The sequence below is a fragment of the Empedobacter sp. UBA6305 genome (assembly GCF_002440405.1).
GTDB classification, from domain to species: domain Bacteria; phylum Bacteroidota; class Bacteroidia; order Flavobacteriales; family Weeksellaceae; genus Empedobacter; species Empedobacter falsenii_B.
In genome coordinates this window covers 79342-98382 of the sequence record NZ_DJTP01000050.1, presented here as the reverse complement: position 1 = coordinate 98382, position 19041 = coordinate 79342, and the positions used below count along the sequence as shown (strand labels likewise).

The window sequence follows — 19041 nt, the reverse complement described above, 5'->3', positions numbered from 1 at the left end:
TTTTTATAAATTAAAATAGACTCAAAGATAATTGAAATTATTATTTTTGAGTCTACTTTTGATATAGATTTTAATACTTTTTTTAAGATGTTTTCACTTTTCGTGCATTTTCTAAACCTAATTCTTTTATAGAAACTTCTCTCATTTCTATTTTTCGAATTTTTCCTGAAATGGTCATTGGAAATTCTTGTACAAATTTCCAATATTTAGGACGTTTGAAATGAGCGATGGATAAACAATAAGCCTTCAATTCGTCTTCGGTTACAGTAATTCCATCTTTCACTTTCACCCAAGCCATTACCTCTTCTCCGTATTTGATACTTGGAACACCAATAATTTGAACATCAGAAATTGATTCATGTTCGTACAAAAAATCTTCAATCTCTTTTGGTGAAATATTTTCTCCTCCTCTAATGATAATATCTTTAATGCGTCCCGTAATGTTGATGTATCCATCTACATCCATTGTCGCTAAATCACCAGTATGCAACCAATTATTTTCGTCAATAACTTGCGCAGTTGCTTCTGGATTGTTCCAATATTTTTGCATGACCGAATAACCTCTTGTACAAAATTCACCAGCAATTCCGCGAGGTAAAATATCTCCTGTTTGCGGATCAATAATCTTAATTTCTAAATGGTCTTGAACCGTTCCAACCGTCGAAACTTGCTTTTCTAAAGGCGTTCCGATAATGGTTTGTGTAGAAACTGGCGAAGTTTCTGTCATTCCATAACAAATTGAAACTTCTTTCATATTCATTTTAGCTTGCACTTTCTTCATGATTTCAATCGGACAAGGCGATCCAGCCATTACACCTGTTCTCAAAGATGTTAAATCAAAACGATCAAAATTTGGTAATTCTAATTCCGCAATAAACATAGTCGGAACTCCATATAGCGATGTACATTTTTCCATTTCGACTGCATTTAAAGTCTTTGCAGGATCAAAACTATCCGAAGGAATCACCATACAAGCGCCATGAGAAGTACACGCCATATTGCCGATCACCATTCCAAAACAATGATAAAACGGAACAGGAATACAAACACGATCACGATGTGTATAATTTAATCGAACACCGATAAAAAATCCATTGTTCAATAAATTATGATGCGTTAACGTTACTCCTTTTGGAAAGCCAGTTGTTCCCGAAGTATACTGAATATTTACAGCGTCATCAAACTGAACAGCTTGCTCTATTTGATGAACTTCTGAAGTCGAAATTTCTTCTCCTTCGATCAAGAAATTATCCCAATTTTCTTCAAAAATGATAATATGTTTTAGTGATTTCGCATTGTCTTTTACATTGTTCAACATCACTTTATATTCACTTGTTTTGAAACTTAAAGCAGCAAAAACAGCAGAAATTTCAGCTTGATTTAATACAAATTCGAGTTCATTTTCGCGATAAGCAGGATTCAAATTAACCAAAATCATTCCCACACGAGCCGTTGCATATTGTAACAACGTCCATTCTGCACGATTTGGTGCCCAAATACCTACGCGATCACCTTTTTGCAGACCAATAGCAATCAATGATTTTGAAATTTGTTCAGTTTGTGAATAAAACTCTGTGTACGTCGCTCTATAATTTTGATCAACGCAAACCAAAGCCTCTTGCTGCGGATATTTTGCAACTGTATTTCGTAAATTTTCGCCAATCGTTTCTCCTAAAAGAGGATATTGTGATGCCCCACTTGAGTATGATAAGTTAGAAATCATGTGCTTATATTCTATGTTTTTAAAATTACTTTCCAACTCAAACTTAACAACGATTTTCAGGAAAATAAATTTATCAGATACAAGATTCTAAATTTCTAAAAGAATCGTATTTTTTTATTAAAATCGGAAATAAATTCAAAAAAATGAAGGTTTATTTTTAACAAATACTTAAAATAACTCCATCAAATTATCCTTAAATTGTAAAAAATTACTGAAAAATGAATACAATAAACCACGACAATTATACTTCTATTTACGATGGAATAGAAGTTGTAGATGCTTTACAGACACGTATTGCTGATATCAAGAAAACATTAATAATTGTAACAGAATTAGATAAATGGGATTATGCGTATGCAGAAGGAAAATGGACTATCAAAGAAATGATACAACATTGTATAGATTGTGAACGTATTTTTTCTTATCGTGCGCAACATATTGCGAGAGAAGATTCGCAAACGTTGAGTTTCTTTGATGAAAATGCCTATGTATTGACTTCGAATGCAAATGAAAGAAAGCCTGAAGAATTGATAAAAGAATGGACTAATTTGATGAAAGCAACTTACTTTCAGTTTGAATCTTTTAATGATCAAACTTTAAACAAAATAGGAAAAGTTGGTAATCGAGAGTATTCTGTTGAGAAAATCGGTTATGTAATGGCTGGTCATTCCATCCATCATATGAATGTAATTAATGAACGATATTTATAAAAAAAGTCAGCTTCTAAAAAGCTGACTTTTTTATTTCGGCATCACATTATAAGTTGGATCTTCTTCGATATTTACCTCAATAACGCTTTTTGCATTTTCTAATAATCGAATAGAATCTTTACTCAAATGTCGCAAAATTACAATTTTATCTTGTTGTGCATATTTAGATGTAATAATATGTAAAGATTCAATTGCACTCATATCAACTATTCTACTCTCTTTCAAATCTATAACAATTATTCTTGGATCAGAATTAATTTCAAATTTCTCTAAAAAAGTAGAAGTCGAACCAAAGAAAAGTGGTCCATAAATCTCATATATTTTTCGTCCATTTTCATCAACAAATTTACGTGCTCGAATACGTTTAGCATTATCCCAAGCAAAAACCAAAGCCGAAACGATAACACCTACAAAAACAGCCAAAGCAAGGTTATGTAACACAATCGTGATAATCGCCACCAAAATACTTACAAACACATCCGATTTTGGCATTTTTGTTATTAATTTAAAAAATCCCCATTTAAAAGTCGAAATCGCAACCATCATCATTACACCAACAAGTGCTGCCATTGGAATTTTCTCAATCACTGGAGCACCAATTAGAATAATAATCAAGATTGTAATTGCACCAATTGCTGGTCCTAATCTCGAACGAGAACCTGCATCTAAATTAACAAATGTCTGAGCAATCATTGCACAACCTCCCATTCCACCGAAAAAACCATTTGTAATATTTGCAGCACCTTGCGCCAAACATTCTTTATTCGACGAACCTTTCGTTTCAGTCACCTCATCCACCAAAGTAAGCGTTAGCAAAGTTTCAATTAACCCAACCGAACCCATAATAATCGAATAAGGCAAAATAATTTTCAAGGTTTCTAACGTAAACGGAACACTCGGAATATGAAAACTTGGCAGTTCTCCTTTGATACTCGCAATATCACCAACAGTCTTTGTATCAATATGAAATCCGATTACCAATAGAAAAGTCACAAGAATTGCAACCAAAGAAGCTGGAATAATTTTCGTTAATTTCGGAAAGAAATAAACTATCAGAACTGTAATTAGCGTCAATCCAGCCATCGTATAAAAAGGTGTACCACTCAACCAACTCGTTATTCCATTCGTAGTTGATTTGAATTGTTCTATTTGTGACATAAAAATAACAACCGCCAAACCATTTAGAAAGCCATACATAACAGGTTGAGGAATTAAACGAACAAATCTTCCTAATTTGAAAACACCAACTACTATCTGGAAAACTCCTGCTAAAGCAACCGCAGCAAAAATATATTGCTCACCATACGTAGCATTCAACGCGATTAAAGTGATAACGGTAGCACCTGCTCCACCCGCAACCATCGCTGGTCTTCCTCCAAAAACCGCCGTTACAATTCCCATGATAAATGCACCATATAAACCTATTAAAGGTGATAAACCAGCTAAAATTGCAAACGAAAGCGATTCAGGAATCATTGTCATAGCAACAGTTAAGCCGGCTAATATTTCGTTTTTATAATTTATTTTTTGATTGAATTTTAAATATTCAGCAATCGACATCAGAAGTTTTATTTCATGCAAAAGTAACAATTACTACGCATCTAAAATTAGTAAAAAGCTAGATTAAATATCAAATTACATACTAATCATTGAAGTAATTTTATAATTGTTAAATATTTCTTAATAAATATTTAACAATTAAGATATATAGCAAGTGTATTTTTGACGAAATTTAATTTCTAATGAAACATCTTTTAAAACTCTCCTTATTCATTCTAGGTCCATTCGTTTTGGCTCAAAGCGGCGTTATCTCAGGAAAAGTTATAGATTCTAACGATCAATTTTCGTTACCAGGAGCTACAATTCGCATCGAGAATTCCAATAAATATACTGTATCTGACCAAAATGGTAATTATCAATTTCTAAATCTTACGCCTGGTATTTATACCATTTATATTGATTATTTGGGATACGAAACCATTTCAAAACAAATAGAAGTTACCGAAAATAAAACAGCCGTTATTGATTTTTCTCTAAACGCAGGTTACAATGAACTAAATGAAGTTGTTATAGTTGGAGATTATTTAAAAGGGCAAGCAAAAGCATTGAATCAACAAAAAAATAACGGAAATATTACCAATATTATTTCTTCAGATCAAGTTGGTCGTTTTCCAGATTCTAACATCGGAGATGCGTTAAAACGTGTGACTGGAGTTACAATGCAAAACGATCAAGGTGAAGCCAGAAACATTATCATTAGAGGTTTATCGCCTGAATTAAATTCGGTCATGTTAAATGGAGATCGTATTCCATCTGCCGAAGGTGATAACCGAAATGTACAAATGGATTTGATTCCTGCGGAAATGATTTCATCTATCGAAGTGAACAAAACTTTGACACCAGATATGGATGCAGACGCAATTGGTGGAGCTGTAAATTTGATTACGCGTGCTGTTCCAAACAAAGAGCGTATTTCTATAACGGCTTCTGGTGGTTATGCACCAATTCGCGAAAAAGGCTTGTACAATTCAGCTTTTTTATATGGAAATAGATTCTTTGACAAGAAATTAGGTGTGGTTGTTTCAGGAAGTTATCAGGTTCAAAATTTTGGTTCGGATAATATCGAAGCAGTTTGGGACAAAGATGAAAATAAAACCTATTTGTCACAATTTCAGATTCGTAAATATGACATTCAACGCGTAAGAAGAAGTGCGTCTTTTTCGGCAGATTATAAGTTTAATGAAAACAATAGAATTGATCTTTCTGCTATTTACAATTGGCGTGACGACCGAGAAAATCGTTATAGAGTAACTTATCGCGATTTAGAATTTGATGAAAAAACAGGAACTTACAAAGGAAATATACGTCGCCAAACAAAAGGTGGAATTGATAATAACCGCAATAAAAATACGCGTTTAGAAGATCAACGTGTTTACAATGTTTCGTTACGAGGAGAGCATTTATTATCACCAAAAATCGATATGGATTGGGCTGTTTCTTACTCAAAAGCGAGCGAAGACAGACCAAATGAGCGCTACATTGATTATCGTGCAAAAGGTGTTACGTTTAATGAAGATTTATCTGATGCAAAATATCCAAATGTAACAACAACTTCTGCAGAAGATTTGACCAAATTCAAAGTTAGTTCGTTATCAGAACAGCACAATTATACAGATGAAACAGAATTTGGTGCAAAGCTTAATTTCAGAGTTCCCTTAAGTGTTATCCCAAATCAGAAAGGACGTTTACGTTTTGGTGGTCGCCTTCGATTGAAAGACAAAGTGCGCGAAAATATTTTCTATTCATACGAAAGCATAGATGAAATGGGAAATTTGAGTACTCAAAATCCTGTAAATTGGTCAAGCAATCGTTTCAATGCTGGTAAAAAATATCAAGCTGGATATTTCTATTCAAATCATCAATTAGGAAATTTAGATTTAAACAATACAAATCTATTCAAATCTAACTTAGAGCCTTCTAAATATCTAGCCTCTAAATATAAAGCGAAAGAATATATTTCGGCAGGATATATTCGTTGGGATCAAGATTTATCATCTAAAACATCTTTAATAGTTGGTGTTCGTATCGAAAATACTTCGATAGATTATACAGGGAATTATGTACAAGATGAAGAAGATTTAATTGGAGAAATCAAGCACAAAAACGATTATACCAATGTTTTACCAAGTCTTTCTTTGAAACATAAATTTACAAATGATTTTATTCTGAGAGCAGCTTTCACAACAAGTATTGCACGACCAAATTATTACAGTTTAGCGCCTTTTGTAAGTGTTTTGAAAGAAGATGCAGAGCTTTTTGCAGGTAACCCAAATCTGAAAGCGACCTATGCCATGAATTATGATTTGATGGTTGAAAACTATTTCGAAAATATCGGAATTGTTTCGGGAGGATTTTTCTACAAAAAATTAAACGATTTCATCTATACCTACAAAAACAATACATTTACAACAAATGATTTCCAAACGCTTTTTCCTGACATAGCAAACCCAGTTCCTGCTGGAGAAAATTGGAAAATGACACAAGCTAGAAATTGAGATCACGTGAATGTTTTTGGGTTTGAGGTTGCATTTCAGCGTCAATTAGATTTTATTCCAGGCGAATTTTTCAAACATTTGGGAATTTATCTTAACTATACATACACCGATTCGAAAGCCAAAGGAATTACCAATGAAGATGGTGATTTGAGAGAAGATCTTGATTTACCTAAAACAGCTCCACACATGTTCAATGGTTCGTTAGCATTCGAGAACAAAAAGTTCTCTGCACGTATTTCGGTTAATTATACAGCCGCTTATTTAGACGAAATTGGAGGAAATGCTTTCGAGGATAGTTACTATGACAAACAATTATTTTTAGATGCAAATGCGTCGTATAAATTCTCGAAGCAATTACGAATTTTTGCAGAAGCAAACAATTTAACAAATCAACCTTTACGTTACTACCAAGGAGTTTCGAGTCAAACAATGCAACTCGAATATTATCAACCACGTTTTACTTTAGGTCTAAAGTTTGATTTCTAAACAATTATGAAAAAAATATTCATCACATTATCACTATTCACTATTCTATTTTCTTGTGAATCCTCTAAACTGGCTCCAGTTCCTACAAATGCAGTAAAACCAACTGTTACAACAGAGCAAACACCAAATGACACTGATGATCCTGCAATTTGGATCAATTATCAGAATCCTGAAAAATCACTTATTATTGGAACAGATAAACAAGAAGAAACGGGCGGTTTATATGCCTATGATTTGAATGGTAAAATCGTAAACCAAATCGTTCCACTTAATCGTCCAAATAATGTAGATGTTATGTACGGTTTTCCTCTGAATGGAAAAAACGTAGACATTGCAGTACTTACCGAACGTGCAAACAATAAAATTAGAATTGTTTCGCTTCCAGATTTTAAATTGATTGACAATGGCGGAGTCGAAGTTTTCAAAGACGAAACATTACGAGACCCAATGGGAATTGCGCTCTACAAAAGCAAAAACAACAAGTTTTATGCAATCGTTGGTCGTAAAGATGGTGTAAGTGGCGAATACCTACATCAATATGCATTAGAAAACAAGAACGGAAAAATAGAAGCAACTTTAGTACGCAAATTTGGAAATTATTCGGGTAATAAAGAGATTGAAGCCATTGCAGTTGACGAAGAATTAGGCTTTATTTATTATGCTGACGAAACAGCAGGAATTAGAAAATATTATGCTGATCCAGAAAAAGGAAACGAAGAAATTGCATTTTTTGGGCAAAAAGATTTTAAACGCGACCACGAAGGAATTGCAATTTATAAAACCAATGCAACAGATGGCTATATCTTAATTTCGGATCAACAAGCAAATTATTTTAATGTATACAAACGACAAGGTGAAGCTTCAAATCCGAATGAACACAAATTGATTGCTAAAATCCCAGTTTCTACTATCGAATGTGACGGAGCTGATGCTATAAACTTCAATTTTGGAACTAAATTCCCAAAAGGTTTCTTTGTTGCTATGAGCAATGGAAAAACATTCCAAATCTATGATTGGCAAATAATTCAAAACGAAATTGATAAACAAGCAAAATAATTATACATTCACACATAAAAAATCCGAGCTCATAGCTCGGATTTTTTAGTTATATAGCAGCACCTTTTTTGTCAATATAACATCATTTGCACTTATATTTTTTTGTAAACAAAGCCAATCAAAACAAACTTTATGAAAATTTTCTACATATTTTCTACATAAAAACTTCTACTCAACTTCATCGAACAAACATCGAACAAACATCGAAGAACAAATATAGAATAGATATAAAACCATCGAAGAACTATCGAAGAATCATCGAAAAAACAAACACATAAAAACAGTACATAACTTATAATCAATTGATAATCAATTAATAGAAAAGACAAAAACAGATAACCAAGGAAAAAGAAAGAAAAATAAGGAAAAAACCTGACAATTAGAGAAATTTTAAGAAAATAGAATTTTTGTCAATATATATTGCTGAACTTTAGCATAATAACCCCTAAAAAAATAAAACAATGGGAAAAATTTATGATTCACTTTTAGCAGGCTCTTCAGGACGCACAGGGCGTATAGTTGTAGCAAATGTAAATGGTCACGAGATTTCAAGAATCAGACCTAAAAAAAGAACCAAAGCACCATCAGAAAAACAATTACTCGTTCAGCAAAGAATGAAACTTGCCATAGACTTTATGACCTCATACAGAGCCTATGCTTGCAAACACTATGGTTATCGTACAGGCATGCGATCTTCTTACAATCAAGCGTTTACCAACATCACAACAAACCTTGTAATAGACTATTCAACAGCCACTATAACACCAAATTACCAAAATATTTGTTTCTCCAAAGGTGCATTATTAGCCGCCATTCCATTATCTATTACTTTAGTATCAGCCGCAATGGTCGAGATAAACTGGCAGAACAATGCTTCACCCACATCAGACACAGCTACAGATATGTTGCAAATATTAGTAGCAGTAGAAAACGAAAACAATACATTTTTTATTGAAAATGCAACAGAACGAATGAACGAAACTTACACTTTAAGCCTATCCAACTTTCAAATAGGTAAAACCCTACACTTTTGGATTGCCTTCCGTTCACAAACAGAAGACCAAGTGTCAAACTCAGTTTATTTAGGTGCCATTAGTACTTAAAAACATATTCCTAAGGCTAAAATAATCTAATCATATTTAGCCTTAGGAATATTAAAGTTAAATGACCCACATAAAATTGTCAATCATTATACCTCTTCAAAATATCCAAAAACAATAAACTCCTCAAATAGTAGTTCTTAGAACCTAATCTAAAAAACTTAATCTCACCTTTTTTGCGACACCTATCCAGAGTCTTTTCAGATATACCAAACAATTCAGCAACCTCTTGATCCGTCATCAACTCATCTTTAGTCAATTTAAAATCCTTTGTACTATAACGTTCTACAAACTCCGCATAGATTTGCTGAAGTTCCAAAAATGTAAATTCTGTTTCCTTCATACTACAGCTTTTATAAAAACAATACACATTGGTAATTATTTAATAATGACTAATTTACAAATAAATAAAATATAATACCATATATTAAGCATTTAACTCACAAAGCTTGTTGTATAAATGAAGAAAATAGCCTCTCAAGAAGATAATAAGGCTGTAATCATCCAAGACTCTAAAATCACAAAATGAAAAGAATCTTTTTACATGAAAAATGCACAACTGAAATAAATTTAGTTAACCAAAAAAAAATCCTATTCGAAACAAATAGGATGTATTCTGCTAAATATTTTAATAAAATTACTTGTAGTTAATGAATTGCGAAGGATAATCTGTTTCAATAATATCTGGTCGAGAAATTAAATGCTGAATATAACCCCTTGCCCTTTCTATATCGGTTGGCAATTTATCCGTAGAAGGCGCAATGGCAATCATCACCATAACACCTTTTTTACGCAAATAAGCTATCATTTCTTTTTGTTCTTCTTTCACTTCCAAACCAATCCAAGCAATCATTCTATCATACGAAACATTTAGTTTCTCAAAACTTTCAACATCTTTCATCGAATGAAAAGGTTTCATAAACATTACATACTCAAGATGTTTTGCATAATAAGCAACCTCATCATCTTTTCGCAAACCTAAAACTACATTAGGATAAGGATTTTCTTTCAGAAATTTCACATAAGTTGCATACGGAACACCTTTATTATCCAATTGAAAAATAGTTTTTCCTTGACTCCAATCCAAAGCTTCTTTTAGTGTCGGAATTTTAAAATCAGTCAACTTTCCTTCCCTATCTTTTAATTTCGCATGTTTTATTTCAGCATAGGTATAATCTTTTACCTTTCCTTGCATATTTGTCGTACGATTCAAGGTATCATCGTGCATCAAAATAAGAACAGAATCTTTTGTAAGTTGAGGATCTATCTCAAAAAAAGAAGGCATAATAGACAAGGTTTTCTCAAAAGCCTCAATACTATTTTCAGGATAACCAGGCATCATACCTCCTCTATGTCCCGAAATAATAACAGGTTTATTTTCATCTTGTTCAAAATATGATTTCAACTCATCAAAACTCTTAATATCAACCGTATGCAACTGAGCATTAGCCACAGCAACTGTGGCTAAAACACTCAATAAACTAATTATTCTTTTCATAAAAATGATAATTAAAAACTATATCTAAATCCTATCTGAATTTGATAAGGACTAAACGCATAACTTGTTTTTCCTGTATTAGTATTTACATTATATACAAAATGCTTCTCTGTCGCATCAAAACTTTTAATTGAATAAATATTTTGCTTTCCAATACGAGGACCAACACCCCAATCTTTACTCAATAAATTCGCTACATTGAAAATATCAAAACCAACTTCAAATTTATGCTTCTCAACAATATTGAACTTCTTTGTTAAACGCAAATCAAACGTTCCAGCAAACCCATTAATACCTCCATTTCTTTCTGCTATTTTTCCAAAACTTTTGCGGATATAATCTTTTGTATGTTTTTCTACTTCTGGATTATCTAAAATTGCCTGAATTCCTTTCTTTAAATAATCTGGTGTTGATGCACTATTTGGATCATAGATATAAGCCAAATCATTCGAATTCACAAAATCTCCATTCATGTTACCATTCACTGCCAACGAATAACGAGTTCCTCCTATTCCACTAAAACGAACACCAGCAGTCATTCCCCAAAAAGTTGGTGATTGTCCATACACAACCAGTTTATGACGGAAATGTGTATCAGAATAATTCATTTTACTTAAATTTCGAGGATCTTCAGCAACCATCAAACTCAACGTCGCTGTATTCGCAACATTACCATTATAAGAAGTATTATCTTTCGAATCATTCCAAGTATATGAAACAGAAATCTGTCCATCCTTGAAATAACGATACGTACCATCTAACACAAATGCATATTGATCTTTTTTACCATCACTAATTAATTCTAAAACACGACCCAAGTCTTTCGTTTTACGTCCATTTACCCAATTGGCAGCTCCATTTGTAGGGTTTATTGTTGACGCTGGCACATAAACACCACGATTCGCCTCTTCTGCAATTCTAAAAAATGGTTCATCAACCATATTACGATCCACATACATATAGTTGTTACGCGCCCAGTTAGCATAAGCACTAATTCCTACACGCAAACGATCACTAAAAAAATGGTTATAAGAAGCATTTAACTTATACACCGTTGGCACTTTCGCATCTTTACTATTCGCATTTATTGTGATTAATTTTTCAATATTAGGATTATTGAACAAATCTTTTCCCGGAGCAGTATCAGGATTTTGTCTATAACCAATAAAATCTGGCGTTGGCACTAAAGCACCTTCAATATCTACCGCAGCAACCTTGGTCCCATCAAACAACATATTATTAATCATAGAATAAGGATTAAGTGAAGAACCAAAAATACCTCCACCAAATTTTACGAAATCTTTTCTATTTTGATTAACATCCCAAGTCAATTGAAAACGAGGTTGAATTTGCCACGTATTAATCTTATTATCAGTTCTAACACCCAATTGTTTATCAGCAATTTCATTGTAGTTTGCACCATTCAAGTATTGCATATTCTCTACACGCAAACCAGCCATTAAGTCTAAACCAGGAGAAAGCTCTGTTTCCATTTGTCCATAAACCGCAGAACTTAGTTGATTAATAACTGTAGAAGGATCATCCGTCAATCTAATCTCTCTTGCATAACGATAAGGTGTCATGTTCTTAAAATTGTCCATACCAGTAAAATAAAAACGTCCGTTCATTTCACTACCATACACATTTACCATTCTGTAATACGAGAAATCTCCACCAAAAGTATATTTGATATTATTTCGGTTGATATAAATATTATTCACCAATTGCACAACATCTCCTTTAAACCATTCTGGAGAAAAGCGTTGTCCACCTAACTGAATATTTGTAAACTGATTTTTACCATTAATCGTAGAACTAATTCCTTCTACAATCGCACGCGGAATAGATGCAGTTGGTAATTCCTTTGATGCTAATACAGATTGGTTCTCTAAAAAATACTGAACTTTTAATTCATTTGTAATATCATCATTAATATCAGTTCTCAACGATAACATCAAACTATTATCAGTTTTCTTACGATCAATATACGATTCGTACATATTGATTGTTGTATTATCTCCTTCTGATAATAAATCTTTTTCATGTACAAAATTATTACGAAGCGTTAATAAATTTCTCGCATTAATCTGCCAATCTAAACGTAAAAATGCAGCATTTGTATCTTTATTCTTATTAAATGATCCAAACTGAGGATTATTCGAAACACCATATTTTTCACGCGCAATGCTCAAAAATTGATCTAAAGTAGATTGCGTTACATTAAATAAAGCTTCATCACTTTCATTATTAATATTTGCAATGAATAATGGACGTTTATCAACTTGTCTATCCCAAGCAACAAAAAAGTGCGCTTTATCTTTCTTAATTGGTCCTCCCAAAGAAAAACCATATTGATAAGTAGAGAACTCATTATCTCGTTTATTTCCACGAATATCATACGGACTCGAAAGCCAATCTGTACGACCATACAAAAATGCACTTCCTTGCATTTTATTCGTCCCAGACTTTGTAACAGTACTAATTGTTCCACCACCAGCACGCCCGTTTGTTACATCATATTCATTTGTTACCACTTTAAACTCACGAATCGCTTCCATCGAAATAGAATAAGAAGACGAAGTAGAACCTCCTGCAATAGTACCTCTATTAGACATTCCATCTATCGTATAATCAACAGACGAAGATAATTGACCACCAATACTTGTTCCATTGCTCAACGGAGATAAATCTATTAAAGAAGTGAAATTTCGTCCATTTACAGGTAAAGTTTGTAAATCTTTTGCCGATACAGAAGTAGACGCACCAACTTGTTTAATAGAACTTTTTAAAGTTTGCCCACTTACCATCACTTCATTCAATTCAGTCGTTCCATTTGTAAATTTGAACGGAACCCAAATTAAATCTCCTTGATTCAAACTATATCCTTCTAAGATCTCCTCACCATGTTCTTCCGAAATAATAGTAACTGTATAAGGAGAACCTAATGGCAACTGCTTTAAGTTATACTCTCCTTTTTCATTCGTTTTCGTAGAAGCTGTAAATCCTGTCGATTCATTTTTCACAACAATGGTTACATTGTGCAAATCCGAACCATTAGCATCAGTAATTTTTCCCGATATACCTGCTAAATCTCCCTGTGCATAAACTGCAGTAGTTGCTCCCATCACAAAAACAACTGCTGATAGTTGAAATAAATTAAGTTTCATGTATATGTTTTATTTGAAACCCAAAATTATTTTTTACCTCACAATATGGTGTTACTTAATAATTAAGAAAGCTTTAACTAAAAGTCATAAAAAAGGTAATAGTTACAAGAAATTTAAACGTTTAATAAACCTTAAGAATTTGGTTTTAAGATTTAAAAGAGTATTTAAAGAAAATAATATGTTAAAAATCCGAGCATTCGCTCGGATTTAATTATACGATTATAGCTTTTTTTCGTGTAGATTTCTTCATTCTATACATAACGTAAATAATTACAGATAATAGAAATGAAAAAATAAAGTATCGGATTGCTAACCCATTTTGAGTATCAACTTTACCAGTACTTGAGATAATAAAACTTGTAAGCGAAGTAATAATATACGTCATTCCTCCCATCAAACCACCAGCAACACCAGCATTTTTAGGAAAAGCCATCATATTTGAAGTAAAGAATGATGTGAATAAAATTCCCGAACAAATATGAATGAAAAACGCAAAGAATAATAAAACAAATAGATTTTGAACAAAGAAACCTGCGATAATCAAAAGAGAAATCAAAACTAATTGTACAATAATAGGTAAAGCTATACTTTCTTTAAAGTCAAGATGCATTCTTTTCTTTCCTACAAATCCGCCAATCATCCACGAAAAACCTAAAATTAAAGTTGAATAACCAATCACTACAGAATTAAAATGATAGGTATTTTCAATTAAAAACGGACCAATAATATTGAAAATCATTACAATAGAATAAGCAACAGCCTGTATCATAATTCCAACTATAAATAATTGATTGCTAAGCATCATTCTATAAGTATCAATAACGTTTTTCAAATTCAATTTAGTCTTTTCAACAATACTTTCCCCACTAAAAATCAATTCAAAAATTAAAATTAAAGCAGCGTAAATAGCTAAAAAATAAAAATTCGCATGCCAATTGAACAACTTTTCTAAATATCCACCTAAAAATGGAGCCAAAATAGGTCCGCATGACCAAACAATCGTGAAATAACCTAAATAATGTTTCGCCTTTTCTGGTGTATGAATATCAATAAAAAGTGCTCGAGTTGCAATAACAATAATCGCAACTGAAATTCCTTGAATAATTCGAAGAAAACAAATCAACAAAATGCTATCTGTACTCGCGATAACTAAACTTGTGATTAATACGACAAATAATGCTACAATTTTTGGATAATATCGTCCAATTGCATCCAAAATACTTCCAATAAACAATTGAGATAAACCATAACTCAATAAAAAACAAGTCAGAGTTAATTGAATACTACTTTCTGGAACTATCAACGATTTTGCCATCGACGGAAATGACGGCAAATAGATATCTGTTACAAATCCCGAAATTGGAATCGAAAAGAAACCAAGTATACTTATAATTTTTTTCCTTTTTTCTGATGCTTCTCTCAACATAAATCATTTTTTACTATGCAAAAGTAAAATGAATGTGAAATTGAGGAATTAAAAAAGACAAATAAAAAATTACAAAAATCAAATAAATTAATTTTCTTGTTTAAATTTTAATGGAGAAGTTAAAGTATGTTTTTTAAAAAAATTATTAAAATGAGCAGGTTCCTCAAAACCTAATGTATAACCAACTTGCGCAATATCCCAATCAGTATACAACAACAGGTTTTTAGCTTCTTCAACTATTTTCTGTTTAATAATTTGTGTCGTTGTTTGTTTTGTTACAGATTTCACAGATGAGTTGAGATGATTTACATGAATATTTAATTTCGTTGCAAAATCAGCGGGTGTTTTCAAAATAAGTGGATGAGCAGGTGAATCTAGTGGAAATTGTTTATTTAATAATTCATCAAACTTCTTATACAATCTCACATTTGATGGCAATTCAACCGCATGTATTTCATCAACTTTTTGTTCTAAAACATAATGAAAAATAGCAGATAAATGATTACGAATACTAAAATATCTCAATTGATAATTGGATTGATTAAGACGATACATTTCCTGAAAATAAGACAAAATCAAAGGCAATTGTTCATCAGAAATCTCAATAAAAGGAGAACTCCAATCTTTAAACAAAGATGTTTTTTTGAAGACATCAAACTCTTTATTTTCAGAAAAAAATTGTTGATTGAATAAACAAAAATAACCTTCTTGCAAACTCGATTTACATTCCCAAGTATAAGAAATATGCGGAGATGGAAGAAATAAAACCGGTTTAGAAATATATCTTTCATTATTTCCATATTTAAAAATTCCTTCACCAATCAACAAACTGATTTTGTAATAATCTCGCCGACTATATGGACTTTTAAAACTACAATATTTACGCAAAGAAATATTAAAATGCGCTTTATCGTGTTCAAAGTTAGCAGAATTCATCAATTCGGCTTGTTCTAAACTAATTTTATTATAATAATCTGCAATAGTTTCTAATTCTTGACTCATCTTTATTCTTACAAAATTCAAATAAACGACATTTTAGAATAATTATATGTTAAAAACTACATTAATCATAATATTACCTATTGTGCATTTTGATAATTTTAGCAATTAAACCGTCAATTCGAGTAAAATTCTTTTAGAATTTTTATTCATTTCATTTCTTCAAATCACTCGAACTGACAAATTTTTATTCAAAATACACAGTGGATTAAGTATTATAAAATTTCATTAACTTTAATCACATTCAAAACTCAATAAAATGCTTTGGAATCCCGAAAGATATAATCAATTCAAAAATATTCGTTATCAACCTTTTTATGATTTAGCGGATTTAATTTCTACTAATAATTTGAAAAATTGCATAGATGTAGGTTGTGGAACTGGCGAACAAACAGCAATTCTCGCTAATAAATTTGAACATGCTAATTTTTTAGGAATTGATTCTTCTAAGGAAATGCTCGAAAAGTCAAAAGAATTTGATTTAGCCAATCTTACATTTCAACAACAAACGATTGAAAATTTTGCAAATTCAGATACAACTTGGGATTTAATTTTTAGTAATGCAGCGTTACAATGGTCGGATAATCATGAAGAATTGTTTCCTAAATTAATCTCAAAACTGAATGTTAATGGACAATTTGCAGTGCAAATGCCTTGTCAAAAAGATAATGTATTGAATGTTATTTTGAGTGATTTAGCACGAGAAAAACCTTTTGCGGATTATTTGAATAATTTTCATCGAGATTCTCCTTTGTTAACGATAGATGATTATGCGAAAATCATATTTGATAATGGATTGAAGGATTTGAACATAAACATGAAAGTTTATCCAATTTACGGAAATGACGAAACAGAATTTTATAATTTCATTTCTGGTTCTGCTTTGATTCCTTATATGGAGCGTTTAACGACTAAACATCAAGAATTATTTACGACAGAATTTAAAACGAGAATTAAGAAATATTATAAGACTTTTCCTGCAATTTATTCCTTTAAGAGAATATTGTTGTATGGAAGAAAGAGTTAAACAAAAAGAGAATCAATTATGATTCTCTTTTTTGTTTATTAAAATTTAATCTAAATCGTCTAATACAGATTTTAAGATATCACAACCTTTTATAATATCTTCATCCGAAATATTAATTGGCGGTGTAATTCGTAAATTCTCGATGCTATACATTAAAAAGAAAAGAATCAAGCCTCTATTCATACATTCTTGCTGAACGCGCAACGTATATTCTGGCGATGATAACTCAGGAGCTAACATCAAACCTTTTCCGTGAATTTTCTTAATTTTTGGATGCTGAAGATTTTCTCTGAATAATTGTTCTTTACGATCAATATCATCCATTAATTTCTCTTCTTCTATAACATTTAGTAATTCTAAAGCTGCAGCTGCAATCACAGGATTTCCTCCGAAAGTCGTAATATGTCCCAATTGAGGATTTTGCTTAAGAGAACTCATAATTTTATCAGAAGTCATAAACGCACCAACAGGTAAACCACTTGCCATACCTTTTCCCATTGCCACAATATCTGGCACAACACCAAAATGCTCGAAACCAAACAATTTCCCTGTACGTCCAAATCCTGGCTGAATTTCGTCCATAATCAATAATGCACCAACTTCTTCGCAACGCTTTTTCAACTTGATAAAGAAATCATTTTCTGGTAATCTAAAACCAGAAGCACCACGAATACTTTCTACAATAACACCAGCCGTTTCTTTGGTAATTTTTTGTAAATCTTCTTCGTTATTAAAATCGATGAAATAAACTTCTGGTAACAATGGTCGGAAAGCAGCTTTCTTACGTTCATCACCCGAAACACTTAATGAACCATGTGTATTCCCATGATAGGCATTACGAAAAGAAATCAATTGACGACGACCTGTAAAACGTTTCGCTAATTTAAGCGAAGCTTCAATCGCTTCTGTTCCAGAATTCACCAAATAAACTTGATCCAATCCTTCTGGTGTTAAATCAACCAATCGCTTGCATAATTCGACTGGTTTTTCTTGCGCATATTCACCATAAACAGCGACATGCATATATTTGTTTACCTGATCTATAATCGCTTGATTGATACGCGGATGGCTATGTCCAAGTGTATTCACCGAAACGCCAGCCACAAAATCAAGATAGGCTCTTCCATCCTTTCCATAGATATAAGAGCCCTTTGCGTAATCGACTTCAAAACCAGATGCAAAATTTGTTGTTTGCGCCTGATATTTGAAAAATCCTTCTTTTAATGTTCCCATTTTATTTTAATAAAAAAAGCACAGCTGCACCGCCCATTGCATACGCTGCAACAGTAAGAGCATCTGATTTACCTTTCGAAAATTTTCTTATTTTGAACGATGAAATATCATTTTTATGAAACTTCAATTCTTTTTCTGTTCCTTTTACAACAGCATATAAGGTATCAGCTTTCCATTGCTTTGCCTCTATTGTATATTCTTTTCCTTGCGCATCTACTTTATAAAATTGATCGGGTTTGATAACATCCGAAATATTAATTGTAGAAGGATCTATCGCTACTTTCTCTTCTTTATTCTCTTGTTTTTTAGCTTTTAATGCAGCTAATTTTTCTTTACTTTCTGAAAGAGATGAACTAATTGCATTTTCATTAGGACTTTTGCGTTCTCTTCTCAATTCAGCAATATCAGCTCTGGAACGACTTCTTTCATTAGAGTTAGCCGTCTGATTATTGCCTTTAGACATTTCCAAAGCATATTCGTCAGGATCAAAAGCTTTGTAAGTATAACAACTTGATAATAATAGAATAGATAATATGATAGATGTAGTTTTCATTTATAGTT

13 protein-coding genes and 1 pseudogene are annotated in these 19041 nt (G+C 32.1%); 5 read left to right on the top strand and 9 right to left on the bottom strand.

Features of this window, described 5'->3' with window-relative positions:
* Positions 1-82: 82 nt before the first annotated feature.
* Positions 83-1723, bottom strand: a complete 1641-nt coding sequence (locus B3M86_RS13365) for an AMP-binding protein (protein ID WP_291076039.1) — start codon at positions 1721-1723, stop codon at positions 83-85.
* Positions 1724-1941: 218 nt separating this feature from the next.
* Here B3M86_RS13365 and B3M86_RS13360 point away from each other — a divergent pair, with 218 nt between their 5' ends.
* Positions 1942-2433 carry a DinB family protein gene (locus B3M86_RS13360; protein WP_291076041.1) on the top strand — a complete coding sequence of 164 codons (492 nt, stop codon included), beginning with the start codon at positions 1942-1944 and terminating at the stop codon, positions 2431-2433.
* Positions 2434-2463: 30 nt separating this feature from the next.
* On the opposite strand, the gene B3M86_RS13355 is transcribed toward B3M86_RS13360, so the two are convergent.
* Positions 2464-3993: a SulP family inorganic anion transporter gene (locus B3M86_RS13355; RefSeq protein WP_115000408.1), complete on the bottom strand. Its 1530-nt coding sequence runs from the start codon at positions 3991-3993 to the stop codon at positions 2464-2466.
* A gap of 182 nt (positions 3994-4175) precedes the next feature.
* Here B3M86_RS13355 and B3M86_RS13350 point away from each other — a divergent pair.
* The 3 genes and pseudogenes from B3M86_RS13350 to B3M86_RS13340 all read left to right on the top strand — a co-directional run bounded on the left by B3M86_RS13350 (position 4176) and on the right by B3M86_RS13340 (position 9133).
* Positions 4176-6974, top strand: a pseudogene (locus B3M86_RS13350) (TonB-dependent receptor).
* Between the two features lie 6 nt (positions 6975-6980).
* Positions 6981-8030, top strand: a complete 1050-nt coding sequence (locus B3M86_RS13345; protein WP_291048446.1) for a phytase — start codon at positions 6981-6983, stop codon at positions 8028-8030.
* 461 nt (positions 8031-8491) lie between these two features.
* The gene (locus B3M86_RS13340) at positions 8492-9133 is read left to right on the top strand and encodes a DUF6266 family protein (protein ID WP_125349470.1); all 642 of its coding nucleotides are present in this window, start codon (positions 8492-8494) and stop codon (positions 9131-9133) included.
* Between the two features lie 79 nt (positions 9134-9212).
* On the opposite strand, the gene B3M86_RS13335 is transcribed toward B3M86_RS13340, so the two are convergent.
* The 5 genes from B3M86_RS13335 to B3M86_RS13315 all read right to left on the bottom strand — a co-directional run bounded on the left by B3M86_RS13335 (position 9213) and on the right by B3M86_RS13315 (position 16223).
* Entirely contained in the window at positions 9213-9473 is a 261-nt protein-coding gene (locus B3M86_RS13335) for a helix-turn-helix domain-containing protein (RefSeq protein ID WP_125349469.1), read from the bottom strand.
* Between the two features lie 294 nt (positions 9474-9767).
* Positions 9768-10628: a glycerophosphodiester phosphodiesterase family protein gene (locus tag B3M86_RS13330; RefSeq protein WP_291048451.1), complete on the bottom strand. Its 861-nt coding sequence runs from the start codon at positions 10626-10628 to the stop codon at positions 9768-9770.
* An 11-nt stretch (positions 10629-10639) separates the two neighbouring features.
* Complete coding sequence (locus tag B3M86_RS13325; RefSeq protein ID WP_291048455.1) at positions 10640-13795, bottom strand: TonB-dependent receptor; 3156 nt, start codon at positions 13793-13795, stop codon at positions 10640-10642.
* Between the two features lie 211 nt (positions 13796-14006).
* On the bottom strand, positions 14007-15221 hold the full coding sequence (locus B3M86_RS13320) for an MFS transporter (RefSeq protein WP_291048458.1): 1215 nt from the start codon (positions 15219-15221) through the stop codon (positions 14007-14009).
* 87 nt (positions 15222-15308) lie between these two features.
* Positions 15309-16223, bottom strand: a complete 915-nt coding sequence (locus B3M86_RS13315; protein ID WP_125349466.1) for a helix-turn-helix domain-containing protein — start codon at positions 16221-16223, stop codon at positions 15309-15311.
* Between the two features lie 256 nt (positions 16224-16479).
* Between B3M86_RS13315 and B3M86_RS13310 the strand changes: the two genes are divergently transcribed.
* Complete coding sequence (locus B3M86_RS13310) at positions 16480-17247, top strand: methyltransferase domain-containing protein (RefSeq protein ID WP_291076043.1); 768 nt, start codon at positions 16480-16482, stop codon at positions 17245-17247.
* Between the two features lie 45 nt (positions 17248-17292).
* Here the strand turns inward: B3M86_RS13310 and B3M86_RS13305 are convergent, their stop codons facing one another.
* Positions 17293-18480 carry an aspartate aminotransferase family protein gene (locus tag B3M86_RS13305; RefSeq protein WP_221856827.1) on the bottom strand — a complete coding sequence of 396 codons (1188 nt, stop codon included), beginning with the start codon at positions 18478-18480 and terminating at the stop codon, positions 17293-17295.
* A 1-nt stretch (position 18481) separates the two neighbouring features.
* Complete coding sequence (locus B3M86_RS13300) at positions 18482-19033, bottom strand: hypothetical protein (protein ID WP_291048466.1); 552 nt, start codon at positions 19031-19033, stop codon at positions 18482-18484.
* Positions 19034-19041: the final 8 nt, after the last annotated feature.